Origin of the sequence: Microbacterium sp. Bi98 (genome assembly GCF_918698045.1) — a bacterium.
In the GTDB taxonomy this organism is placed as follows: Bacteria; Actinomycetota; Actinomycetes; order Actinomycetales; family Microbacteriaceae; genus Microbacterium.
In genome coordinates, this window is record NZ_CAKKLK010000006.1 from 1 (window position 1) to 24,846 (window position 24,846).

17 protein-coding genes, 1 tRNA gene and 1 pseudogene are annotated in these 24,846 nt (G+C 66.8%); 4 read left to right on the forward strand and 15 right to left on the reverse strand.

From position 1 onward, the window contains the following. Both LQZ85_RS10605 and LQZ85_RS10610 read right to left on the reverse strand, forming a co-directional pair. A pseudogene (locus LQZ85_RS10605) lies at window positions 1–367 on the reverse strand (hypothetical protein); the annotation flags it as partial. Window positions 368–379: 12 nt separating this feature from the next. Next, window positions 380–646: a hypothetical protein gene (locus LQZ85_RS10610; RefSeq protein WP_053098914.1), complete on the reverse strand. Its 267-nt coding sequence runs from the start codon at window positions 644–646 to the stop codon at window positions 380–382. Window positions 647–864: 218 nt separating this feature from the next. Between LQZ85_RS10610 and LQZ85_RS10615 the strand changes: the two genes are divergently transcribed. Continuing rightward, a complete protein-coding gene (locus LQZ85_RS10615; RefSeq protein WP_053098913.1) occupies window positions 865–1,458 on the forward strand; it encodes a fasciclin domain-containing protein in 594 nt (197 codons plus the stop codon). Between the two features lie 557 nt (window positions 1,459–2,015). Here the strand turns inward: LQZ85_RS10615 and LQZ85_RS10620 are convergent. Both LQZ85_RS10620 and LQZ85_RS10625 read right to left on the reverse strand, forming a co-directional pair. Beyond that, window positions 2,016–2,100 (reverse strand) — tRNA-Tyr (locus LQZ85_RS10620). A gap of 86 nt (window positions 2,101–2,186) precedes the next feature. After that, the gene (locus tag LQZ85_RS10625; protein WP_230100881.1) at window positions 2,187–3,116 is read right to left on the reverse strand and encodes a PfkB family carbohydrate kinase; all 930 of its coding nucleotides are present in this window, start codon (window positions 3,114–3,116) and stop codon (window positions 2,187–2,189) included. 85 nt (window positions 3,117–3,201) lie between these two features. Here LQZ85_RS10625 and LQZ85_RS10630 point away from each other — a divergent pair, with 85 nt between their 5' ends. Continuing rightward, on the forward strand, window positions 3,202–3,792 hold the full coding sequence (locus LQZ85_RS10630) for a hypothetical protein (protein WP_230100882.1): 591 nt from the start codon (window positions 3,202–3,204) through the stop codon (window positions 3,790–3,792). Window positions 3,793–3,883: 91 nt separating this feature from the next. Here LQZ85_RS10630 and rpoC read toward each other — a convergent pair whose 3' ends face one another. The 6 genes from rpoC to LQZ85_RS10660 form a co-directional block, all read right to left on the reverse strand. Further along, a complete protein-coding gene (gene rpoC, locus LQZ85_RS10635) occupies window positions 3,884–7,759 on the reverse strand; it encodes a DNA-directed RNA polymerase subunit beta' (protein ID WP_053098902.1) in 3,876 nt (1,291 codons plus the stop codon). 85 nt (window positions 7,760–7,844) lie between these two features. Continuing rightward, window positions 7,845–11,348, reverse strand: a complete 3,504-nt coding sequence (locus LQZ85_RS10640; RefSeq protein WP_053098901.1) for a DNA-directed RNA polymerase subunit beta — start codon at window positions 11,346–11,348, stop codon at window positions 7,845–7,847. Window positions 11,349–11,616: 268 nt separating this feature from the next. After that, window positions 11,617–13,317 (reverse strand): ABC transporter ATP-binding protein, encoded by a 1,701-nt coding sequence (locus LQZ85_RS10645; protein WP_056277185.1) that lies wholly within the window; start codon window positions 13,315–13,317, stop codon window positions 11,617–11,619. Then, entirely contained in the window at window positions 13,314–14,279 is a 966-nt protein-coding gene (locus LQZ85_RS10650) for an ABC transporter permease (RefSeq protein ID WP_053098899.1), read from the reverse strand. The genes LQZ85_RS10645 and LQZ85_RS10650 overlap by 4 nt, the downstream gene beginning before the upstream one ends. Window positions 14,280–14,313: 34 nt before the next feature. Further along, window positions 14,314–15,318 carry an ABC transporter permease gene (locus LQZ85_RS10655; RefSeq protein ID WP_053098898.1) on the reverse strand — a complete coding sequence of 335 codons (1,005 nt, stop codon included), beginning with the start codon at window positions 15,316–15,318 and terminating at the stop codon, window positions 14,314–14,316. An 86-nt stretch (window positions 15,319–15,404) separates the two neighbouring features. Beyond that, entirely contained in the window at window positions 15,405–17,078 is a 1,674-nt protein-coding gene (locus tag LQZ85_RS10660; protein WP_053098897.1) for an ABC transporter substrate-binding protein, read from the reverse strand. Between the two features lie 169 nt (window positions 17,079–17,247). Between LQZ85_RS10660 and LQZ85_RS10665 the strand changes: the two genes are divergently transcribed. Then, entirely contained in the window at window positions 17,248–18,168 is a 921-nt protein-coding gene (locus LQZ85_RS10665) for a sugar kinase (protein ID WP_056277182.1), read from the forward strand. 69 nt (window positions 18,169–18,237) lie between these two features. Here the strand turns inward: LQZ85_RS10665 and LQZ85_RS10670 are convergent, their stop codons facing one another. From LQZ85_RS10670 to LQZ85_RS10690, 5 genes are read right to left on the reverse strand one after another with little or no spacing between them, the layout of a single operon-like run. Then, the gene (locus tag LQZ85_RS10670) at window positions 18,238–19,104 is read right to left on the reverse strand and encodes a MurR/RpiR family transcriptional regulator (protein ID WP_056277179.1); all 867 of its coding nucleotides are present in this window, start codon (window positions 19,102–19,104) and stop codon (window positions 18,238–18,240) included. Between the two features lie 14 nt (window positions 19,105–19,118). Next, window positions 19,119–20,630: a glycoside hydrolase family 3 N-terminal domain-containing protein gene (locus LQZ85_RS10675; RefSeq protein ID WP_056277177.1), complete on the reverse strand. Its 1,512-nt coding sequence runs from the start codon at window positions 20,628–20,630 to the stop codon at window positions 19,119–19,121. Then, a complete protein-coding gene (locus LQZ85_RS10680) occupies window positions 20,627–21,460 on the reverse strand; it encodes a carbohydrate ABC transporter permease (protein ID WP_053098893.1) in 834 nt (277 codons plus the stop codon). The genes LQZ85_RS10675 and LQZ85_RS10680 overlap by 4 nt, the downstream gene beginning before the upstream one ends. Further along, the gene (locus tag LQZ85_RS10685; protein WP_053098892.1) at window positions 21,457–22,434 is read right to left on the reverse strand and encodes a sugar ABC transporter permease; all 978 of its coding nucleotides are present in this window, start codon (window positions 22,432–22,434) and stop codon (window positions 21,457–21,459) included. Before LQZ85_RS10685 ends, LQZ85_RS10680 begins: the two co-directional genes overlap by 4 nt. A gap of 14 nt (window positions 22,435–22,448) precedes the next feature. Continuing rightward, complete coding sequence (locus tag LQZ85_RS10690) at window positions 22,449–23,741, reverse strand: sugar ABC transporter substrate-binding protein (RefSeq protein WP_053098891.1); 1,293 nt, start codon at window positions 23,739–23,741, stop codon at window positions 22,449–22,451. Between the two features lie 222 nt (window positions 23,742–23,963). On the opposite strand from LQZ85_RS10690, the gene LQZ85_RS10695 reads away from it, so the two are divergent. Next, entirely contained in the window at window positions 23,964–24,824 is an 861-nt protein-coding gene (locus LQZ85_RS10695) for a fused MFS/spermidine synthase (RefSeq protein WP_056277174.1), read from the forward strand. Window positions 24,825–24,846: the final 22 nt, after the last annotated feature.

Sequence of the window (24,846 nt, forward strand, 5' to 3'; positions counted from 1 at the left end):
GGGCGGGGAGGCGGAACCGGCTGCCATCGTCCCGGTGCTTCACCTCCGAGAGCAGCGCCGACAGATGTCCGAGCCTGATGTGCGACGACCCGGCGATCGCACGGCCGACAGGCCCTGACCTGACGTCGCCGAGCTGGAGCAGAGTCCCCTTCGGCCCTTCCACACGCACGCTGAGGCCTCGTCGCGACAAGGCATCGGCGAGAGGTGCCAGCTGCGTGAGCTCGCGGCGACCCATGCCGGTGAGGCCCGCAGTGGACTCGAACGAGATGACGACCTCCCGACCCGCGGCACGCACCGTGAAGCGAGTCGGAGATGCGCCGTCCGAAGCGACGTGCTCGACCTTCAGGTCGATATCGAGACGGATCATGGTGGCAGGCCGTCAGGCCGGCCGGCTCTCGCCGGACTCGCTGTCGCTGGTCGTCACGCGCAGCGTGCCGTTGAACTTCCACGTCGCGCGAGGTGCATCCGGCCCGATGTCCCGAGGGACTTCCACGGTCATGTCCTCGAACGTGTAGTTGACCGCCGCTCCGCGACCGGTCAGATAGGCCCACATCTCTCGGCCGAGATCCGTCCAGTCCGTGATCGATGCTCCACTCGGCCCCGAGGCCTCGGAGAACAGTTCGGACGTTTCCTTCTCATCACTCATGGGGTGCTCCTTCGCTGGTGCCCGGTGGTGTTGAAGCGATTATGCGCGCCCCCGATCACTCTGTCCATATGTTTTTGAATACAGTCCAGAAACTGTCTTCCGCTCTCCGAGGCAGCTCAGAGAAACTTCGCGGCCGGTGCATCCAAACGGTGGTGACCAGCGGAATAACCCTGTGTCACGACCCTCGCCGTGACTCCGATCGACAATGGAGTTGAACGATGACTGGAAAGATCCGCGCCTCCCTCGCAGGGGTGGCCGCACTCGCCCTCGTCCTGACCGCCGCGCCCGCACAGGCCGCAGAGACAGCACGCCCCTCGGGGAACATCGTCGATGTTCTCGTCACCGCCTCAGGAGGAGGCGCTCCAGACCGAAACGCCAACGACTACGACCTGCTCGTCCAGGCGGTGCTCGCCACCGGCCTCGACAGCACGCTCGCAGATCCGGCGGGAACGTTCACCGTCTTCGCTCCGAACGATCGAGCCTTCCTGCGGCTGGTGTCCGACCTGACGGGCACCGCACCCGCATCCGAGGCGGCGGCACTGACCACGCTCACAACCGCCTTCACCACCGACCAGATCGCCGACATCCTGCTTTACCACGTCGTCGCGGGCAAGAAGCTGGGCCCGATCAAGGTCATCACGTCGAAGTCGCTCACCATGGCCAACGGCGGGGTCGTCCGGCCGCGCGGCGTCTTCTTGCGTGACGAGAGCCCCACCCTGCGGGACCCGGCCCTGGTGCTGTGGCGGGTGAACATCACCGCGAACAATGGAGTGATCCACACGATCGATCGCGTCCTGGTTCCTGCGATGTGAGCACGCCGTGAAAAGGAAACGCCCCCGAGGACGGGGGCGTTTCTCCGGCTCGTCGATCTCGTGATCGAGAACAACGAACAGAGGGTGGGGTTTCCCCGTGTCCCCGAGTCCTACCCTTTACAGGGATCGGGGCCCGCGATTCCTACGCGTTTCCCACGCGTTCCTTTCGCGATTCCCACGGATACCCCCGACTGCCCTACTCCTGCTTGAGGTGCCAGCGGGCGAAACTCAGGATTCGGCCGCGGCGCCGTCGCCCTCAGGTTCTGGCTCTCCCCAGGGGATCGCCTACCTGAGGGCCTGCTACGTCGAGACTGAGCTCGCCCTGCGACGCTCTCGTCGTGCCTGTTGTCTCATCGGTTGAGCTGCCACTGCCCAACGGTCGCGCACAGTGCGACCCAGCCAGCCCAGGGACCTCTGGGCGGCCTGCCGACAGCTCACGCAAGAAGCAGAACTGGCACCGAAACGAGGAAAGCCCCCGGTATTCCCGGGGGCTTTCCTCGTTTGACCTGGCATTCTGAGATACGAGAACAAAATCCTCGAGATCCGGGAATACCCCATGGTGGCGAGTGAGGGATTCGAACCCCCGAATGCTGAGCAGTCTGATTTACAGTCAGATCCCTTTGGCCGCTTGGGTAACTCGCCAGAGCGCACCCGTCCGACTTCGACAGCCAACCGGGGGCACGATAGATAATCATACCTGCCGAGGGCAGGCGTGAGAAATCGAGCGGTCAGCTGCCGAACACGCCGCGATCGGTGTCAGCGATCGACTCCGGAGTCCGCAGCAGGCCGCCCTCGGCTCGGCACGTCGCAGCAGCCACATCCATGGCTCGATCGAGCAGGTGTCGCCAGCCTTCGGCATCGGAGGGTGTCCCCTGAGCAAGGCCGGCCGCCACGGCCGCGAGAGTCGCATCTCCGGCTCCCACGGTGTCGACGACGCGACCGGGCAGCGTCGAGATGGGCGCCGTGACGATGCCGGCATCCGACTCGAGGGCTGCACCATCGGCGCCTGCGGTCGCGAGCACCGCGCTCACCCCGAGCGCGCGCAGCCGCGCCCTCAGCGCATCGAGATCGCCGTCATAGAGGAGAGCCGCATCATCGGCGCCGATCTTGACGATCGACGCTCCTGCGGCGGCGCGCTCGAAGCCCTGCACGAACTCGGCACGGTCGCTCAGCATCCCCGACCGTGGGTTCGGGTCGACAGCGAGGCGAGTGTCGCCGACGGCGTCGAGCAGGGCGTCGACCTCACCGGGCACGTCGAAGGGGAAGCAGCTGACGGCCACGAGATCCGAATCGGCGATCGCACGGACAGCCTCGTCGGAATAGCGGATGCTGCGCCGCTGCGCGGCCTCGTTGAACACGTAGACGGGCTCGCCGTCGGGACCACGCTGCACGATCGCCCGAGACGAGCCCAGCGGCGCCTCGCTGGCGATCAGCCGCACGCCGTGATCGTCGAGGTACTCGCGGATGTGCGCCCCCGCTTCGTCGTCCCCGACCATCGCGATCAGGGTGGTCGGCACACCGAGCCTGCGAAGACCGACGGCGACGTTCAGTGCCGCGCCGCCGACCAGCTCACGCACCCCGCCGACGTCGTGGATCTCGTCGATCAGCGCGTCTCCGACGACGACTGCACCGGGCATAAGGGAGGAATCATCACTCATTCCGCCGACACTACCGCGAGAGCGGCTTCCGCGGCGGTTCGGTCAGCCTCCCTGCACGGGCTGGGCACAGCGCTACGGTGAGCGCATGAACGCTCGAATCGCCGCCGGCGCTGCGGCTCTCCTGCTCCTCGCCGTGCTCACCGGCTGCGATCCGACCGGTTCGGGCACCACGCCGTCGAACGATTCCGCTGAACCGTCGTCGAGTCCGGGACCGGACGAATCGGAGAGCCCGTCGCCCTCCCCCACACCGACAGAGACTCCGATCGCTCTGCCGACCGACTGCAGAGCGATCCTCTCGGACGACGTGCTCGCACAGCTCGAGGGAGTGCCACTCAATGACGCGGCCTTCGGACCGTCCGGGGTCGGAGACGACGGCGAGCTCACCTGCATCTGGGCGGATCCGAGGGCGGACACCACCCGGCTGGTCACCACCATCTCCCTGATGAACCGAGGGCCGGCCCTCGACATGCTGAACGCTCTCGTGGCCGACGAGGGCTACACGTGCTTCACTCCCGGCGGCGGCACGCGCTGCGAGAAGACCTGGCAGAACGAGCAGTACCCTGTCACCGACGGTCGCACCCTCTTCTGGCGGGACGACGTGCTGATCGACTCCCAGTACTCGAATCTCGCGCCCGAGGGATACACCTCGAGCATCGTGGCGCACCTCTTCGACTGATCCGTCGCCCTGTCCACGGCAGGCACCCCGGATCCGGGCACGAAGAAGGCCCCGGGCGAATCGCCCGGGGCCTTCTCACTCACTCACTCGATCAGTTGTACGTACCCGGCGTGATGTCGTCCGTCGAGAACGCGTCGAAGTCGACGTAACCGAAGTCGCCGTCGGCGTACGCACCGTCGGATGCGAAGATCCGGTTCGGGTAGCGCTCGCTCTTGGCTTCCTCCGTCGCCTCGACCGTGACGTCGCGGTACTTCGAGAGACCGGTTCCGGCGGGGATGAGCTTTCCGATGATGACGTTCTCCTTGAGACCGACCAGCGGGTCGCGCTTGCCCTCCATGGCGGCCTGCGTGAGAACGCGGGTCGTCTCCTGGAAGGAAGCGGCCGACAGCCACGACTCGGTCGCGAGCGACGCCTTCGTGATACCCATCAGCTCCGGACGGCCGGACGCGGGGCGCTTGCCCTCTGCCACAGCCTCGCGGTTGATCGCCTGGTAGCGCTTGAGGTCGACCATCTCACCCGGGAGCAGGGTCGTGTCGGCGTGATCGACGACGGTGACCTTGCGGAGCATCTGACGGACGATGACCTCGATGTGCTTGTCGTGGATCGGCACACCCTGCGAGCGGTAGACGCCCTGGACGCCGCCGACGAGGTAACGCTGCACCTCGCGGGCACCCATGACGCGCATGACCTCCTTGGGGTCGAGCGTTCCGACCAGGAGAGGCTGACCGACCGTGACGTGCTGACCGTCCTCGACCAGAAGCGTCGCACGCTTCAGGACCGGGTAGATCACTTCCTCGTCACCGTTGTCGGGCGTCAGGATGACCTTCTTGGCCTTGTCCGTCTCGTCGATCGTGATGCGGCCGTCGGCCTCGGCGATCGGCGATGCGGCCTTCGGGGTGCGAGCCTCGAAGAGCTCCTGCACGCGGGGCAGACCCTGCGTGATGTCGTCTGCAGACGCCGAACCACCGGTGTGGAACGTACGCATCGTCAGCTGGGTACCGGGCTCACCGATCGACTGTGCCGCGATGATGCCGACGGCCTCGCCGATGTCGACGGTCTTACCCGTCGCGAGCGAACGGCCGTAGCACTGCGCGCAGACACCGACGGCGGAGTCGCAGGTGAGGACCGAGCGCACCTTGATGCTCTCGACACCGAGACCGACCAGCTTGTCGATGAGAACGTCACCCACGTCGTCGCCGGCAGAGGCGAGGACCTCGCCCTTGCTGTCGACCACGTCGGAGGCCAGCGTACGAGCGAACACCGAGTTCTCGACGTTCGCGTCGCGCACGAGCTCACCCTGCGAGTTCGGAGCGGCGATCGGGAGCTCGAGGCCCTTCGACGTGCCGCAGTCCTCTTCGCGGATGATGACGTCCTGCGAGACATCCACCAGACGACGGGTCAGGTAACCCGAGTCGGCGGTACGCAGAGCGGTGTCGGCGAGACCCTTACGGGTACCGTGCGTCGCGATGAAGTACTCCGCAACCGACAGACCCTCGCGGTACGAGGAGATGATCGGACGCGGGATGATCTCACCCTTGGGGTTGTTCACCAGACCACGCATACCGGCGATGTTCCGGATCTGCAGCCAGTTACCACGAGCACCCGACGACACCATGCGGTTGATGGTGTTGTCCTCGGGGAAGTTGGCCTTCATCGCAGCCTGGACCTCGTCGGTCGCCTCGGTCCAGATCTTGATGAGCTCCTGACGACGCTCGACGTCGGTCGTGAGGCCCTTCTCGTACTGGGACTGGACCTTCGCGGCCTGCTTCTCGTAGCCCGCGACGATCTCAGCCTTGTTCGGCGGCGTGAGGATGTCGCTCAGGGCGACGGTCACACCCGAGCGCGTGGCCCAGTAGAAACCGGCGTCCTTGATGCGGTCCAGCGACGCAGCCGTCTCGACCTTGGGGTACTCCTCGGCCAGCTTGTTGACGATCTGCGACAGCTTGTTCTTGTCAGCCTGCTCGCGGACGAACGGGTATCCCTTGGGCAGCGTGTCGTTGAAGATCGCCTGACCGAGCGATGCGTCGACGAGACCGTGACGCTCGTAGCCCTCGGGAGCTTCGCCCTCGAGGAACGTGAGACCCGGGATGCGGATGCGGACCTTGGCCTGCAGGTCGAGGGTTCCCTCGTCCTTCGCCAGGATCGCCTCGCCCACCGAACCGAATGCACGACCCTCACCGGCTGCGCCCGCCTTGACCGTGGTCAGGTGGTGCAGACCGATGATCATGTCCTGCGAAGGCAGGGTGACCGGGCGTCCGTCGGACGGCTTCAGGATGTTGTTCGACGCGAGCATGAGCACGCGGGCCTCGGCCTGAGCCTCGACCGACAGCGGCAGGTGGACAGCCATCTGGTCACCGTCGAAGTCGGCGTTGAACGCCGCGCAGACGAGCGGGTGCAGCTGGATGGCCTTGCCCTCGACGAGCTGAGGCTCGAAGGCCTGGATGCCGAGACGGTGCAGCGTGGGCGCACGGTTGAGCAGCACCGGACGCTCGCGGATGATCTCCTCGAGCACGTCCCAGACCTCGGGACGCGTGCGCTCGACGGCGCGCTTGGCCGCCTTGATGTTCTGCGAGTGACCGAGGTCGATCAGGCGCTTGATGACGAACGGCTTGAAGAGCTCCAGCGCCATCTGCTTGGGCAGACCGCACTGGTGCAGCTTCAGCTGCGGACCGACGATGATGACCGAACGGCCCGAGTAGTCGACGCGCTTGCCGAGCAGGTTCTGGCGGAAACGACCCTGCTTGCCCTTCAGCATGTCGCTGAGGGACTTCAGGGCACGGTTGCCGGTACCGGTGACGGGACGACCACGGCGACCGTTGTCGAACAGTGCGTCGACGGCCTCCTGCAGCATCCGCTTCTCGTTGTTGACGATGATCTCGGGAGCACCGAGGTCGATCAGACGACGAAGACGGTTGTTGCGGTTGATCACACGACGGTAGAGGTCGTTGAGGTCGGAGGTCGCGAAGCGGCCACCGTCGAGCTGCACCATCGGGCGCAGCTCCGGCGGGATCACCGGAACGACGTCGAGGACCATGGCGGCCGGGCTCATGCCGGTCTCCAGGAACGAGTTGACGACCTTCAGACGCTTGATCGCGCGGATCTTGCGCTGGCCCTTGCCCTCGGAGATCTGCAGGTGCAGGCTCTCCGCCTCGGCTGCCAGGTCGAACGCCGCGAGGCGACGCTGGATCGACTCGGCGCCCATGTAGGCCTCGAAGTACTGACCGAAGCGGTCCTGGAGCTCGTGGAAGACGTCGTCCTCGGGACGCAGTGCGCCGACCTCGAGCGTGCGGAAGTCCTCCCACACGCGCTCGAGCTTGGCGATCGCCTCGTCGGCACCCTTGCGGATGAGCGACATCTCCTTCTCGGCGGCGTCCTTGACCTTCTTCTTCGCGTCGGCCTTGGCGCCCTCCGCCTCGAGGGAAGCGAGCTCCTCCTCCAGGCGAGCCAGGCGCTCGGCGATCTTCGCGTCGCGACGGTCTCCGAGCGTCTTCAGCTCGAGACGGATGTTGTTCTCCTGCGTGCCCAGGTCGCGGTGACGAGCATCCTCGTCGACCGAGATGACCATGTAGGCGGCGAAGTAGATGACCTTCTCGAGGTCCTTCGGCGCCATGTCGAGCAGGTACCCGAGACGCGAGGGAACACCCTTGAAGTACCAGATGTGGGTGACGGGAGCGGCGAGCTCGATGTGACCCATGCGCTCACGACGGACCGAGGACTTGGTGACCTCGACGCCGCAGCGCTCGCAGACGATGCCCTTGAAGCGGACACGCTTGTACTTGCCGCAGGCGCACTCCCAGTCGCGGGACGGGCCGAAGATCTGCTCTCCGAAGAGACCGTCCTTCTCCGGCTTCAGGGTGCGGTAGTTGATGGTTTCAGGCTTCTTGACCTCGCCGTAGGACCAGGCGCGGATGTGGTCCGCGGTGGCCAGGCCGATGCGAAGCTCATCGAAAGTGTTTGACTCGAGCACAAATTCTCCTGTGTAGGAATTCTTCTGAAGAAATCGGGGAGGTGGGCCGCCGACCGGGCGTGACGCGCGGTCGGCGGCCTGGACCTTAGATCTCGTCGATCGAGGCGGCCTCGAAGCGGCTGGAGATGTTGATGCCGAGTTCCTCCGCAGCGCGGAAGGCCTCGTCGTCGGTGTCACGCAGGTTGACGAGCGTGCCGTCTGCCGAGAGGACCTCGACGTTCAGGCAGAGCGACTGCATCTCCTTCATGAGCACCTTGAAGGACTCGGGGATGCCGGGCTCCTGGATGTTCTCGCCCTTGACGATCGCCTCGTACACCTTGACGCGGCCGAGGATGTCGTCGGACTTGATCGTGAGGAGCTCCTGGAGCGCGTATGCGGCGCCGTAGGCCTCGAGGGCCCACACCTCCATCTCACCGAATCGCTGGCCACCGAACTGCGCCTTACCACCGAGCGGCTGCTGGGTGATCATCGAGTACGGACCCGTCGAACGTGCGTGGATCTTGTCGTCGACCAGGTGGTGCAGCTTCAGGATGTACATGTAGCCCACCGAGATCGGCGCCGGGAACGGCTCACCGGAGCGGCCGTCGAACAGCTGCGTCTTTCCGGTCGAGTCGATCAGGCGGATGCCGTCACGGGTCGGGGTGGTCGCGTCGAGGAGACCGGAGATCTCCTCCTCGCTCGCACCGTCGAACACCGGGGTCGCGACCTTGGTGCCGGGGGCAGCCTCGAACGCGTCCTTGGGGAGTCGCGCAGCCCACTCCGGGGTGCCTTCGACCTTCCAGCCCTGCTTCGCGATCCACCCGAGGTGGGTCTCGAGCACCTGGCCGAAGTTCATTCGACCGGGGATGCCCAGCGGGTTCAGGACGATGTCGACCGGGGTTCCGTCCGCGAGGAACGGCATGTCCTCGATCGGGAGGATCTTGGCGATGACACCCTTGTTGCCGTGACGCCCGGCGAGCTTGTCACCCTCGGTGATCTTGCGCTTCTGGGCGATGTAGACCACGACGCGGCGGTTGACACCGGAGCCGAGCTCGTCGTCGCCGTCCTCGGCGTTGAACTCCTTGACGGCGATGATCGTGCCCTGCTCGCCGTGGGGCACCTTGAGAGAGGTGTCACGGACTTCGCGGCTCTTCTCGTTGAAGATCGCGCGGAGCAGACGCTCTTCCGCCGACAGCTCGGTCTCGCCCTTCGGCGTGACCTTGCCGACGAGGATGTCGCCGGGGCGGACCTCGGCACCGATGCGGATGATGCCGCGCTCGTCGAGATCCTTCAGGAGCTCGGGGCTGACGTTGGGGAGGTCACGGGTGATCTCCTCCTTGCCGAGCTTCGTGTCGCGCGCGTCGACCTCGTACTCCTCGATGTGGATCGAGGAGAGGGTGTCGTCCTTGACCAGGTCCTGGCTCAGGATGATCGCGTCCTCGAAGTTGTAGCCCTCCCACGTCATGAACGCGACGAGGAGGTTCTTTCCGAGTGCCAGTTCGCCGTTCTCGGTGGCGGGGCCATCGGCGATGACCTCTCCGACCTCGACGCGGTCGCCCTCGTTGACGACGACCTTCTGGTTGTACGACGTGCCCTGGTTCGAGCGGTCGAACTTGCGCAGGTGGTAGTCCTGCGTTCCACCCTCGTCGAGCATGACGGTGACGCGGTCTGCGGAGACCTCGGTGACGACACCCGGCTTCTCAGCCGTGAGCACGTCGCCGGCGTCGATGGCCGTGTAGCCCTCCATACCGGTTCCGACGAGCGGCGAGTCGCTGCGGAGCAGCGGCACAGCCTGACGCTGCATGTTGGCGCCCATGAGTGCGCGCTGTGCGTCGTCGTGCTCGAGGAAGGGCACGAGCGAGGTCGCGACCGACACCATCTGGCGCGGCGAGACGTCGATGTAGCCGATCTCCTCCGGAAGGAAGAGGTCCACCTCACCGCTACCGCCCTTGGGGCGCGCGAGGACGTGGCTCTCGCGGAAGCGACCGTTCTTGTCGAGCGGGGCGTTCGCCTGTGCGATGTTGAAGTCGACCTCTTCGGAAGCGGTCAGGTAATCGATGTGCTCGGTGACGACGCCACCCTCGACCTTGCGGTACGGGGTCTCGATGAAACCGAACGAGTTGATGCGCGCGAACGTCGCGAGAGCACCGATCAGACCGATGTTCGGGCCTTCAGGGGTCTCGATGGGGCACATGCGGCCGTAGTGCGACGGGTGGACGTCACGGACCTCGACGCCTGCGCGGTCACGGCTCAGACCACCGGGGCCGAGAGCCGAGAGGCGGCGCTTGTTGGTCAGACCCGCGAGCGGGTTGTTCTGGTCCATGAACTGCGACAGCTGCGAGGTTCCGAAGAACTCCTTGATCGCGGCGACGACGGGGCGCACGTTGATCAGGGTCTGCGGCGTGATCGCCTCGATGTCCTGCGTGGTCATGCGCTCGCGGACGACGCGCTCCATGCGGGACAGACCGGTGCGGACCTGGTTCTGGATCAGCTCGCCGACCGCGCGGATGCGACGGTTGCCGAAGTTGTCGATGTCATCGGTCGCGATGCGGATGTCGGCCTTCTTGCCCGAGCGGATGCCGGGGAAGGTCTCTTCCGTGCCTGCGTGCAGACGCACGAGGTACTTGATCGTCGCGACGATGTCCTGAACCGTGAGGACCGAGTCGGTCAGCGGAGCGTCGAGACCGAGCTTGTGGTTGATCTTGTAACGACCCACCTTCGCGAGGTCGTAGCGCTTCGGGTTGAAGTAGAAGTTGTCGAGGAGCGCGCGGGCGGCCTCGGCGGCGACCTGCTCGCCCGGACGCAGCTTGCGGTAGATGTCGCGGAGCGCATCTTCCTTCGTGACGATCGTGTCCTTCGCGAGCGTCTCCTCGATCGAGGTGTAGCCGGCGAACTCCGTGAGGATCTCCTCGCTGGTCATGCCCAGCGCCTTGAGGAACACGGTGACCGACTGCTTGCGCTTGCGGTCGACGCGCACGCCGACCTGGTCGCGCTTGTCGATCTCGAACTCGAGCCATGCACCACGGCTCGGGATGACGCGAGCCGACACGATGTCCTTGTCGGACGTCTTGTCGGGGGTCTTGTCGAAGTAGACACCGGGCGAACGCACGAGCTGCGAGACGACGACGCGCTCGGAGCCGTTGATGATGAACGTTCCCTTGTCGGTCTGCAGCGGGAAGTCGCCCATGAAGACCGTCTGGGTCTTGATCTCACCCGTGAGGTGGTTCATGAACTCGGCCTCGACGTACAGCGGAGCGGCGTACGTCTTGCCGCGCTCCTTGCACTCCTCGATCGAGTACTTCTCCGGCTCGAGGTAAGGGTTGGTGAACGACAGCTGCATCGTCTCGCCGAGGTCCTCGATCGGAGAGATCTCCTCGAAGATCTCGCCGAGACCGCTGTTCTCGTTCACGTCGGTGCGGCCGGCCTTCTTGGCCTCTGCGACTCGAGCCTTCCAGGCGTCGTTGCCGACGAGCCATCCGAAGGATTCCGTCTGCAGAGCGAGAAGGTCAGGGACCGTCAGCGTGTCGGAGATCTTGGCGAACGAAAGACGGGAAGCTCCGCGTCCGTTCTTGGTGGTGGTGGATGTGGATGCGTTGCGAGCAGCAGCCAAGGGAATAACCTCCGTGAGCCCCGCAGGGCTTCTCGATTCCTTTGTCGTCAGGTGGAGTGTGCGCTCAAAGACTCAACGAAATGCCGACCACCATATGAGGGCACGGAGAAGCGAGCGCAACTACCAACTATACGCGCGATCTTGCGACATGGCAAGCGCAATCCTTGACCTTCTTCGGATGCTGCGGTAATGGCACCCGGAAGCGTCGTCCGCCGACCCGGTGCGCCCGCCCCGGAGCTCGCGCTCGGGGCGGGACGCATCGTCGTCGTCAGGAGGCGATGTTGAGTTCGTTCCCCGGGATCGACGCCAGCAGACGTCGCGTGTACGGGTCTCGAGGATTCGTGAAGATCTCCTCCGAGGATGCCGCCTCGACGAGCGAGCCGTCCTTCATCACGCATACGTAGTCGCTGATCAGGCGGACCACGGCGAGGTCGTGGGAGATGAAGAGATAGCTGAGTCCGTACTCGGTCTGCAGGTCGCCCAGCAGGTTCAGGATCTGATCCTGCACGAGGACGTCGAGCGCTGACACCGGTTCGTCGCACACGATCAGCTCGGGCGAGAGCGCGAGTGCACGGGCGATCGCGACACGCTGCCGCTGACCGCCGGACAGCTCGGACGGATACCGGCGCAGCATCGACTGCGGCAGCGCCACGTCGTCGAGCAGCTGCCGGACGCGCTTGCGCCGATCGGCGCCGCTCCCCCGCTTGTAGAAGTCCAGCGGCTCGGAGATGAGGCGCTCGATGGTGAACATCGGATTCAGGCTCGAGTACGGATCCTGGAAGATCGGCTGCACCTTCTGCCGGAAGTCCCGGGTCTCCGCACGGGTGAGCGAGGAGACGTCCTTTCCCTCGTAGCGGATGAGACCGCTCGTCGGCTCGATGATCTTCAGCAGCATCCGCGCGGTCGTCGTCTTGCCCGAACCGGACTCGCCCACGATCGCCACCGTCTCGCCGCGCGGGATGGCGAGCGACACGTCGTTCACGGCGACGAAGTCCTCTTTCTGCCCACGGACCGGATAGACCTTGGTGAGGTTCTCGATCTCGACGATGTTGTCCGCTGTCGGCAGGGCGAGCGCGCTCGAGGCATCCTCGGCTGCGTTCGGATCGGACGGACGCTCCTCGGCGTGGAACGCCTCCGGGCGCAGACGCGCGGCAGCCACCGACGGCGCCGCCTGCACGAGCGACTGCGTGTAGGGGTGCTGCGGATTCTCGAGGATCTGCTTCGCCGGCCCTTGCTCGACCACCTTGCCGCGGTGCATCACGATGACGCGCTCGGCACGCTCGGCCGCGAGTCCCAGATCGTGCGTGATGAGCAGCACGGCGGTGCCGAGCTCGCGCGTCATGTCGCCGATCTGGTCGAGGATCGTCTGCTGCACCGTCACGTCGAGCGCGCTCGTCGGCTCGTCCGCGATCAGCAGGCGCGGTTTGCACGCCAGGCCGATCGCGATCAGCGCGCGCTGGCGCATGCCGCCGGAGAACTCGTGCGGGTACTGCTTCGCGCGCTTCTCGGGATCCGGCAGTCCGGCGGCTGTCAGCGCCTCGACGACCTTCTGCTGCACGTTCTGCCTGGTGGCGAGTCCGTGGGCGAGCAGGGTCTCGGCGACCTGGGTGCCGATCTTCGCGACCGGATTCAGGTTCGACATGGGGTCCTGCGGCACGAGGCCGATGTCGCGCCCGCGGATGGTGCGCAGCTCGCTCTCGGGAGCGCGGGTGATGTCCTTGCCGTCGAGGCGGATGCTGCCGCCGGCCACGCGCCCGCCACCGGCGAGCAGGCCGATGATGGCCATGGCAGTCGTCGACTTGCCCGACCCGGACTCCCCCACGATCGCGACGGTCTGGCCCGGCGCGATCTCGAGGTCGACTCCCTCGACGGCGTGCACGACGCCGTCCATGGTGGCGAAGTCGACCGCCAGCCCTTCGACGGACAGCAGCGGAGCGTCCGTGGTCCGTGTCTCTTTCGCAGCGTTCATCGTGCTCTCGTCCTCGGGTCCATGGCCTCGCGCAGGGCTTCACCGAACAGGGTGAAGCCGAGCGCGGTGACCGCGATGCAGATGCCGGGCAGGAATGCCAGCCATGGCGCGATGGCCAGCTCGGCCTGCGCGTAGGTGAGCATGCGGCCCCACTCGGCCGTCTCGGGGCGACCGCCGCCGAGACCGAGGAACGACAGCGCCGCCGCATCGATCACCGCCGTCGCGAGCGTGAGCGTGCCCTGCACGATGACAGGTCCGATGGCGTTCGGCAGCACGTGCGACATGGTGATCTGCCCGCGACCGAGCCCCAGCGTCTGGGCCGAGAGCACGTAGTCGCTCGATCGCTGCTGCAGCATCGACGCCCGCAGGAGGCGGGCGAAGATCGGAACCTGGGATGCTCCGATGGCGATCATCACCGCGAAGGGCGTCTGGCCCAGGATCGCGGCGATCGAGACCGCCAGCAGCAGGTTCGGCACCGACAGGATGATGTCGACGATGCGCATGATGAGGGTGTCGACCCATCCGCCGAACGTGCCGGCGAGGAGTCCGAGGATCATTCCGCCGACCAGACCGAGCGCGGTCGAGATCACACCGATCAGCAGCGACGCCTGCGCGCCCCAGATGAGCTTGGAGAGCACATCGCCGCCGAAGCGGTCGAGCCCGAGGGGGAACTCCGGCAGCTCCCCCGGACCGGGGATGTGCGTCGGCGTGATGTACTTCGCGCCGGGCAACGCCGTCTCGGGGTACGGGGCGAGCAATGGCGCGAGCACCGAGACGAGGACGAACACCAGCACGATGCCGGCGCCGATCCAGGCCGTCGGGTTGCGGCGGAGGCGGCGGAACACGTCGCGCCAGAACCCCCCGGGCCCCTCTTTGAGGCCGGCCTGATTCACGGCGACCGTGTCGACGACCGAGCCGCTCGCCGCGGACGGACCCTGCGCGGGTGGGAGCGAGATGGTCATGACGCCACCCCCTTTCGGAGAACGAGACGGATCATCACTGCACCCGCACTCTCGGATCGATGAAGCTGTACGACACATCGACGGCCAGGTTGATCAGCGCGTAGGCGATCGCGATGAAGATGATGAACCCCTGCAGCACGGGGAAGTCCCGTGTGAAGATCGCCCTCGCGAGGAAGGACCCGATGCCGGGGAACGCGAAGACGGTCTCGGTGAGCACTGCCCCCGAGATCAGGAGCCCGGTCTGCAGACCGATCGTCGTGATCACCGGCAGCATCGCGTTGCGGAGGATGAAGCGACTGCGCAGCGTCGACGAGCCGACGCCCTTCGCCCGCCCCGTCCGCACGTAGTCCGCGTTCTGCACTTCGAGCACGCTCGCCCTGGTGATGCGGACGATGATCGCGAGCGGGATGGTGCCGAGCGCGAGTGCCGGGAGCACCAGGTGCATGAGGGCATCCCAGGAGGCGTCGAACTCGCCGGTGATGATGCCGTCCCACACATAGAACCCCGTCGGATGGGTGGCGTCTATTCGTGGATTCTGCCTGCCGTCCGACGGCAGCCAGCCGAGCTGCACGGCGAACACGTACTTGAGGATGAAGGCGAGGAAGAACACCGGGATGGTGATGCCGATGAGACTCAGCACGACCGACGCGTGGTCGGTGAACTTGCCGTGGCGGCGAGCGGCCCAGTATCCGAGCGGGATGCCCACGCCGACCGCGAAGATGAGCGCGACGACGCTCAGCTCGATCGTGGCCGGGAATCGGCGGAAGAACTCCTCCGTGACCGGCCGGTTGGTCTGGATCGATGTGCCGAAGTCGCCCTGCAGCAGGCGGCCGACCCAGATGAAGTACTGCTCGATGATGGGCTTGTTGAAGCCGTAGAGCTCGTTGACCCTCGCGATGGCCTCGGGTGTCGCCTTCTCGCCGAGAAGCGCGACGGCCGGGCCGCCGGGGAGGGCCCTGACCCAGGCGAACAGCAGGATGCTGAGGCCGATCAGGGTGGGGATGAGGAAAAGCAGTCGTCTGCCGATGGTGCGCAGCAAGAGGTCTCCGTTGATCAGAAGGTACGCCGGGCCCGGGTCCCCGCGACGAGCGCGGGGACCCGGGTGGGCAACTCAGTCGGTCAGACCTACTCGGTGAGGACGATGTCCGTGAAGACCTCGTCGTTCACCGGGCTGGCGGGGTAGCTCTCGACACGCGGGTCGAACGCCAGTGTGGGCGCCGGGTGCGCGAGCGGGACACCGGGGATGAACTGCGCGACCATCTCGTTGATCTCCTCGTAGAGGGCCGTCTGGTCCTCGAGGTTGGAGACGCCGCGAGCCTCGTTGAGCTTCTGGAACAGCTCCGGGTTGTCGAAGCCCCACTCGGAGCTCTGCTGCCCGAAGAAGACGCCGACGAAGTTGTCCGTGTCGTTGTAGTCACCGGTCCAGCCGAGCAGGTGGATGCCGTGGTCCGACGTGCCGGTGGTGCGGTCGAGGTACTCGACCCACTCCTCCGAGACCGGGGTGGTCTCGACGCCGACCTCGGCGAGCTGCGACGAGAGGACCGTGAAGATCTGCTCGGGGTCCGGCATGTAGGGACGCGAGACGTTGACCGGGTAGTTGAAGGTCAGCTTCAGCGGGTTGGCCTCGTCGTAGCCGGCCTCTGCCAGCAGCTCCTTGGCCTTCTCGGGGTCGTAGTCGTAGGTCGTGACATCGGGGTTGTAGCCGTTGACGGTGTCGGGCACGAACTCGATCGCCTTCTCGGTGCCCTCGGGCAGGACCTGGCTGATCAGGGCATCCTTGTCGACCGCGTACGAGAGCGCCTCGCGGACCTTCGGGTCCTGCAGCTCAGGGAGCGCCTGGTTGAACGCGAGGTACAGGATCGTGAACGGAGGACGGGAGACCATGGTGAAGCCGTCGTCCTCGAGTGCCTGCGTGTCGGCCGGACCGACGAGGTCGTAGCCGTCGATGGAGCCGGACTCGAGAGCCTGACGACGCGCGGTCGGGTCGTCGATCGTGCGGAAGATGATCTCGTCGATCTGACCCGCCTCGCCCCAGTAGTCGTCGTACGCCTTGAGCGAGACCTGCTCGCCCGGCGCCCACTCGTCGAACTGGTACGGGCCGGTGCCGACCGGGTGCCCCATCGCGTACTCCGAGAGGACGGGTGCCTCGGCCGAGCCGCTGACCTCGTCAGCACCGAACTCCTGCAGGGCCGAAGGGCTCTGCATGGAGAAGGACGGCAGCGACAGCGACGCCACGAACCCTGCGAACGGCTTGTTCAGGTCGATCGTCACGGAGTAGTCGCCGTCGGGGGTGCAGGACTTGTAGACGGCGTCAGCCGGGTTCTCCGCGTAGCCCTTGAAGAGCTTGTTGTAGTAGTAGCCGAACGCCTCGGAGGCCGCGAGGCCGGTCCAGTTGAACCAGCGGTCGAAGTTCGCGCATACGGCTTCGGCGTTGAACGGCGTGCCGTCGTGGAAGGTCACGTCCTCCTTCAGCGTGAAGGTGTGGCTCATGCCGTCTTCGGACGATTCCCATGACTCGGCCAGCAGCGGTGCCGGGTCGGCCGTGCCGGGCTCGGTGCCGACGAGGCCCTCGAAGATCTGACGCGAGACGCGGAAGCTCTCGCCGTCCTGGGCGAAGGCCGGGTCGAGGCTCGCCGGGTCGGAGGACGCCGCGAACACGAAGGTTCCGTCGACATCGCCGGACGCCTCTCCGCCGTCGTCGCCGCGCTCGCTGGCGACGCATCCTGAGAGGACCATCGCGGCGACTGCCGCTCCGGTGACGGCGATGAGACCTCGCCGACGCATGACTGAGTGGTGCATTGTGTGACCTTCCTGTCGAGCGCTGCTGTGCGCGTTCCGAAGACATCGTCGACTTCGGAAACGGTGATTCCTTGAAACTACCCAGTGCGCAGACCGATGCCAAACACCTGCAGGTTTCATTCCTGTTACGGATGTCCGGGGGTGTGGCCGATCCGGTAATCTCCAGAGCGTGCCCGACACGTCTCCCCTCGCCGTCTGCGTCGGCGAGGGCCTCGTCTCCTTCGTCCCGGCCATCGCCGCGCCCCTCGAGGACGTGCGGACGTTCCACCGCTCGCTCGCCGGAGCGGAGTGGAACACGGCGATCGCACTGGCCTCGGCCGGCATCCGCACCGCCGTCGTCTCCCGTGTGGGCGACGACGGGTTCGGGCGCTTCCTCGCCGCCGAGCTGCGCCGGCACGAGGTCGACGACTCCGCCGTGGAGATCGACGCCGAGGCGCCCACCGGCCTCTACGTCAAGGAGCTGTCACCGCGTCCGGACGGCTCCGTCGACGGGACCATGCACTACTACCGCTCGGGCTCCGCGGCCGCGGCCCTGTCGCCAGCGACGCTCGACTCCCCCGCGGCATCCGCGCTGCTGTCACAGGCCGCCCTCGTGCACACCTCGGGGATCACGCCTGCTCTCTCGGACACCGCCCACGCAGCGCAGAACGCCCTCTTCGATGCGCCGCGCGACGGGCGGCTGCTCAGCTTCGACGTGAACTGGCGACCTGCGCTGTGGCGCGGGCGACAGGAGGAGGGGCGCGCGGTGATCGCGGACTACGTCCGCCGCGCCGACATCGCGTTCTGCACACGCCCCGACGCCGAGGCGGTCTTCGGCACCGGCGAGCCCGATCGACTGCGCGAGCTGTTCCCCGAACCGAGGTATCTGCTGGCCACGAGTCCAGACGGCGCTGTGGCCTTCGACGGCGCCGAGCGCACCGACAGCAGGTCGCTCGATGTCCCCGTCGTGGAGTCCATCGGCGCCGGAGATGCGTTCGCCGCCGGATTCCTGGCCGGCGTCCTGTCGGGACTCTCGCTCACCGGCAGCCTCGCTCGCGCGCACCGGATCGCGACCAGGGCACTGGTCAGCACCCGAGACCACATCGACTGATCAGCGGCGCTGTTCCTGCCGGTCGCCACGGGCACCGGTGACGGTCGACGGGTATCTCATCGCCTGCCTCTAGCGACGTCGACGCGGCGCCGCAGCGTCGTGCGTCAGCTGCAGGGGGATGACCACGGGTTCACCCCGGTGCTGGACGACCCGGACGAAGAGGATGTCGACCAGCGCCAGCTGCGCGATGCGGCTCGACATCGCGGCCATGCGGAACGGCGACTCCTGCGCGTAGGTGATCAGCGAGACGTCTGCGGCGAGCGCGAGCGTCGAGTCGGGCGCGCTGGTGATGGCCACCGACAAGGCGCCCGCATCTCTGGCGATCTCGACAGCCCGGACGACCTCCTGCGTCTCGCCCCCGTGGGAGAACGCGATGACGACGTCCTCCGGGGTCCGCAGCGACGCCGTCGTGAGGGCGAGGTGCGGATCGGCGGAGTGCGCGACCGAGCACCCGATGCGCGCGAGCTTCTGCTGAAGGTCCTGAGCGGTCAACGACGATGCGGCCTGCCCGAACAGATCGACGTGGCGCGCCGCCACGACGGCCCTGGCGACGCGGTCGAGCGCGTCGGCGTCCAGTCCGAGCGCCGTCTTCTCGATCGCGTCGATCTCCTGTGCCGCGAGCTTCGCAGCGATGGCGGACGGCTCGTCATCGGGATCGATCGCCGTGGTGTCGAGGCCGAAGCGCGCCTGCTGCGCCTGGGCGAGCGTGATCGTGCGGGCGACCGCGACCCGCAGCTCCCGGTATCCGCTGAAGCCGAGCGACTGCGCGAAGCGAGCCACGGTCGACAGCGATGTGTGACAGAGCTGGGCGAGGTCGTTGATGGCGAGGTCGACGACGAGCGTGGGGTCTCCGAGGATCGTCTCCGCGACCCGTGCTTCTGCAGCACTCAGTCGGGGAACGGATCGGCGCACCAGCGCGAGAACATCGGCGTCCACGGTGTCATCCTGCCTCAGTCGGCGGCACCTGCGCTGTCGGGCGACGGATCGGCGCGGCGCGACGAGCCCCCGATCAGTCGATCTCTGGCGGCCTGGGCTCCGATCCGGCTCGCGGATCCGACCTCCACGAGCGCGAGGGGCAGAGGCTGCCGTGCCGCGAGTCCGACGTTGACCACGACCGCGTCGGGATCACGCAGAGCGGCGCGCTCGACGAGCGCACGCTGCCCGTCGTCGGTGTCTGGACGATCCAGGAGGACGACCGTCAGTCCGTCTGCGGCGACAGCCGCGTCGAGAGCCCCATCCTGCTCGTCGATCGTGGTCCGTGCGACGTCGACGCGCACGCGATGACCGTCTGCCGCCAGAGTCTCAGCCACGTACGCCGACGCGCTGTCGACCGCGAGCGTCGAACGTCGACGAGCATCGACGACGGCGAGCGCCTCGGCATCGCGCGCCACTCCTGTGATCGCGCGTCGGACGATGTCCGATCCGTCGTAGTCGACGGGAGTCGCAGTCTCGGCACGGACGCTCAGGGTCTGAGCCAGGCGGGAGACCCTCCCGGCCGCTTCGGCGAGTCGCTCGCGAGAGAGTGAGCCGTCGTCCACCGCCGCGAGGATCCCGTCGCGCGCGGCGAGGAAGTCTCGACGGTCCTGGTCGGGGAGCGTGGCCTCACCGCGGTTCGTCGGGTTGCCGATGCACAGCAGATCCGCTCCGGCCGCGAGGGCACGCGCGGCGCCTTCGCCGATGCCGACGGTCTCGCGGATGGCCGCCATGTCGAGGGCATCCGTGATGATCACGCCGTCGAAGCCCCAGCCGCGGAGCAGCCCGAGCACTCGGGGGTTCAGCGTCGCCGGCTCGGTGCCCCAGGCGGGAACGACGATGTGCGCGGTCATGACGGCGTCGACACCTGCAGCCACCGCCGCGCGGAACGGCTCGAGGTGCACGCGCTCGAACTCCTCGATCCCCAGCGAGATCTCGGGCAGTGCGTGGTGCGAGTCGGTGTGCGTGTCACCGTGCCCCGGGAAGTGCTTGACGCACGCCGCGACCGCCGTGCTCTGCAGGCCCTCCACCGCCGCCTGCACGTGTCGGGCGACGAGCTTCTGGTCGCTGCCGAAGGAACGGACGCCGATCACAGGATTCCGCGGATCGGTGTTCACATCCGCGACGGGACCGAGCACGACGTTGCCGCCGATCGCGGCCACTCGTCGAGCCAGCTCGGCACCCGATGCCCGCGTCGCCTCGACGTCGTCGACGATGCCCAGCTGAGCCGCCCCCGGAAGCGTGGAGCCGGCTGCGGACTCGAGGCGTGTGACGTTGCCGCCCTCCTCGTCGATCCCGATCAGCGCGTCCGGATTGGCCCGGAGGATCTCGTCGCTCAGAGCCGGAAGTCCCTCGCCGACGTTCTGACTGAAGTACACGACACCCGCGAGGCCGTCGCGCAGCTCGTCGAGAAGCCATTCGGGGGCCTCCGTGCCGAGGAACCCCGGCCAGAGCACCCCGTTGGCGAGGCGGACGAGGTCGTCGGTCATCCCTTCACCGCTCCCGCGACCATGCCGGCCGAGAGACGACGCTGCACGATCACGAAGAACACCATCACCGGGATCGTGATGATCGTCGACGCGGCCATGATGCTGCCCCAGTCGTTGGAGTGCAGGCCGAAGAACGACTTCAGTCCGATCGAGACCGTGTACTGGTCGGTCGCGCTGCCGAGGATCGTCATGGCGAAGATGAATTCGTTCCAGGCCGTGATGAAGCTGAAGATGCTGGTCGCGACGAGACCGGGCATCACCAGCGGCAGCAGGATCGAGCGGAACATCCGCCACCAGCTGGCGCCGTCGATGTACGCGGCCTCCTCGAGCTCGACGGGCACGGCGGCGACGAATCCGCGCAGCATCCAGATCCCGAACGCCAGCGAGAGCGCGACGTACACGACCATCAGGCCGAGGATGCTGTTGAGCAGCCCGAGGCTCTTGACCTGCAGGAAGAGCGGGATGACGAGGGCCTCGAGCGGAACCATCTGCACGACGAGGATCATCATCAGGATGGTCGTGCGGAACTTGAAGCGGAACCGGGCGACTGCGACAGCCGCGAGCAGACACACGAGGGCGCTGACCAGGACGGTGACGAGAGCCACGATCGCGGAGTTGCGGAGGTAGGTGCCGAAACCGCCGTCGGTGAGGACGAAGGCGAAGTTGTCGAACGTGAACTCCTGAGGCAGCAGCGACTGCCCTCCGCTGGACGCCTTGGCGTCGAGCGCACTGGAGACCATCCAGTAGACGGGGAACAGCGTGAAGATCAGGACGGCGGCGATCGCGATGCCGGTGCCGACGCGCGACATGACAGACGGGCGGGGGTTCACAGCTCGTCCTCCTTCATGAGGGAGCGGATGTACACGATCGTGATGCCGATCAGCACGAGGGTGAGCAGCACGGCGAGCGCGGCACCGAAGCCGTAGCGGTTCTGGCCGAAGGATTCGACGTACGACCAGACGCCGAGGTTCAGCACCGATCGGTTGCCGCCGCCTCCACCGGGCATCAGGTAGACCTGCGCGAAGACCTTGAAGTCCCAGATCGTCGACAGGATGATCACGACCGAGAAGACGGGCTTGAGAGTGGGGAAGATGATCTTCCAGAACCGCATCCACGCGTTCGCGCCGTCGAGCGCGGCCGCCTCGAGCATCTCCTTCGAGACGCCGAGCAGGCCCGCGAGCACCGTGATGGCGACGAACGGGAAGCCGTGGTGCACGACGTTCAGCAGCACGATCGCGTAGAACGACCACTGATTGGTGAACCAGTTCACCGGGTCGTCCATCAGGCCGAGATCCTGCAGGACGGTGTTGAAGATGCCGCGGTCGGCATCGAAGATGAACGTCCAGACGTAGGTTCCGGTGACGGCGGGCATCGCCCACGCCACCATGATGCAGCTCGAGACGATGGTGCGCCACACCGTGCCCAGCTTCGCGAGCAGCAGCGCCACGAGCGTGCCGACCGCGACCGTGACGAACACGGCGACGGCGGCGAAGCCGACGGTGTTCGGCAGGACGACGGTCCACAGTGTCGGGTTGGTGAGCGCCTCGACGTAGTTGTCGACGCCGATCCAGTTGTTCTCGCCGGTGTTGATCTCGCGAAGACCGTAGTCCTGCAGCGAGAAGATGACGACCTGGATGAGCGGCCAGAGCATGAGCACCGCGAGGATGACCAGCCCGGGGGCGAGAAGAAGCCAGGGGCGGGCCGTGATCAGCGAGAAACCCCGCTTGGGCGGCCGGCCGCCGGCCACGGAGGCGGAGGTGGACTCCGCCTTCGTGACCGGCAGTGGCGCTTGCACCATCGACATGAAGGGATACAGCCTTACTGGTTGAGCAGATCGGTCATCTCAGCGGCGGCGTCCTTCGTCGCCGTGGCGACGTCCTTCTGCCCGCTGAGGATCGCCTGGATCATCGAGTTGGTGGTCTTCTTCGCCTGAACGGCACCGAAGTTCGGGGTGACCGGCACGGATGCGCCGCCCTCGACCATCTGCTGCGCGAACGGAGCGACGAGCGGGTCGGTCGAGGCCAGGGCCTCCTCCATCGCGGACTGCACTCCCGGGAAGTATCCGGTCTCGTCAGCCCACTTCTCGGCGAACTCGCCCGTGGTCATCAGCTTGACGAACTCCCATGCGAGGTCGGCGTTCTCGGTCGTGTTGAAGACCGACAGGTGCGAGCCGCCGAGCACGGACGGAGCGATGCCGCCGTCCTCGCCGGGGATCACGGCGGCGCCGATCTTGCCCTCGAGCTCGGGGTTGGCCTCGATCAGAGCCTTCGGGGTCCAGGAGCCCGAGAGCATCATGGCGACGTTGCCCTGCGTGAACGAGTCACGGAGGTCCGTCTCCTTCCAGGTCGTGGCCCCGGCGGAGGAGAAGCCGTGCTCGGTCGCGAGTCCGGTGTAGAACTCGATGCCGGCCTGCGACTCCTTGCTGTCGAGTTCGCTCGTCCAGGTCTTGCCGTCGAGGGTCGCGACCTCGCCGCCGGCGCCCCAGACCCAGGGATACACCTGGAACTCCGCGTCACCCGCGACGGGGAACGGCAGCATGTCGGGCTTGGCGGCCTTGATGGCCTCGCCAGCGGTGACGATGTCGTCCCACGTCTTCGGGGCCTCGAGACCGAGCTCCTCGAACACGTCGGTGCGGTAGACGATGGAGCGGACTCCGGCGTACCAGGGCATGCCGTACAGCTCGTCTTCGTAGGTGCCGGCGACCGCGAGGCCCTCGACGAGGTCGTCACGCAGGCCGTCTTCGGCGTCGACGTACTCGTCGAGCGGCTCGAGGGCACCCGCGTCCGCGAACTCCGCGGTCCAGGTGGTTCCGGTCTCGGCGATGTCGGGCGTGGTGCCGCCGGCGATCGACGTGACGAAGCGATCATGAGCGTCCGCCCACTGGATCTCCTCGATCTTGACCGTGGCGCCGGTCTCGTCTTCGAAGGCGCTCGAGACCTCGTCGTAGAACGCGCTCGCGTCCGGGTTCGTGCCCTTCATGATCCAGACGGTGAGCTCCTGGCCCTCTCCGTCGACGGCTCCGCCGGTGTCGGCTCCGCCGCCGGCACAGGCCGCCAGGCCCAGGGTGGCCACGGCGCCCAGCGCCACGACCGGAAGAATGCGCTTGTGCATCAGGGATCTCCTCTTTGAACGTCCTGGCGGCATCGGGTGCCTACCACGTAGGAAAAAGTATTCATCACTAACTAATTCCCTGCAAGTTATTCTCGGAAACGTCATGCGGCCGTAACATCGAGCCTCCGCGGCAGACTCGCGGCGAGTCAGCAGCCCTCAATCCTCCCATCGCGTGAGCCGACCACACGATGTCGAGGCGGAGTGAGCGCGTAGTCTCGGAGGATGGGCAGGACGCGAGCGAAGGACACCGAGCACCCGCAGGTCCGTCTCGACCACGGAGGCATCGCCCGCATCGTGCCGTCGGAGTTCACCAGCGGATTCGAGCTCATCGTCGACGACACCCCGCAGTCGCACGTCGACCTGGATGACCCCACGCACCTGCACTTCGAGTACATCGTGCGGATGGGCGCCGTGATCGACCAGCTCGCTGCCGGCCGCCTGACCGCGGTGCACCTCGGCGCGGGCGCACTGACGATCCCCCGCTACATCGAGGCGACCCGCCCCGGTTCTCGGCAGCAGGTGATCGAGCTCGAGGCACCGCTGGCCACCCTCGTGCGCGAGCACCTCCCCCTGCCGCGAGGCGCGGCCATCCGGCTCCGCATCGGAGATGCCCGCGAGGGCGTCCGCCGCCTCCCCCCGGCGATCGTCGGCACCTGCGATCTGGTGGTGTCCGACGTCTACTCCGGAGCCCAGACGCCGGCCCACCTCACTAGCATCGAGTTCTATCGCGAACTCGCCGAACTGCTCGCGCCCGCCGGCGTGCTGCTCGTGAACGTCGCCGACGGGCCGGGCCTCGCGTTCGCCCGGCGACAGGTCGCGACGATCGCGGAGGTTCTGCCCGAGATCGGCGTCCTCGCCGACACCCAGGTGCTGAAGGGGCGCAGGTTCGGCAACCTCGTGATCGCCGCATCGGCGGCTCCCCTGCCCACCGAATGGCTGCCCAGGATGCTCGCCGCCGGGCCGCATCCGGCGAAGATCGCGCAGGGTGCCGAGGTGACCGCCTTCGTGCAGGGTGCACGCGTGGTGACCGATGCGGATGCCGTCGCCTCCCCTCGTCCGGACGCCTCGCTGTTCCTCCGCTGAGGCCTCGATCGAGATCGGATGC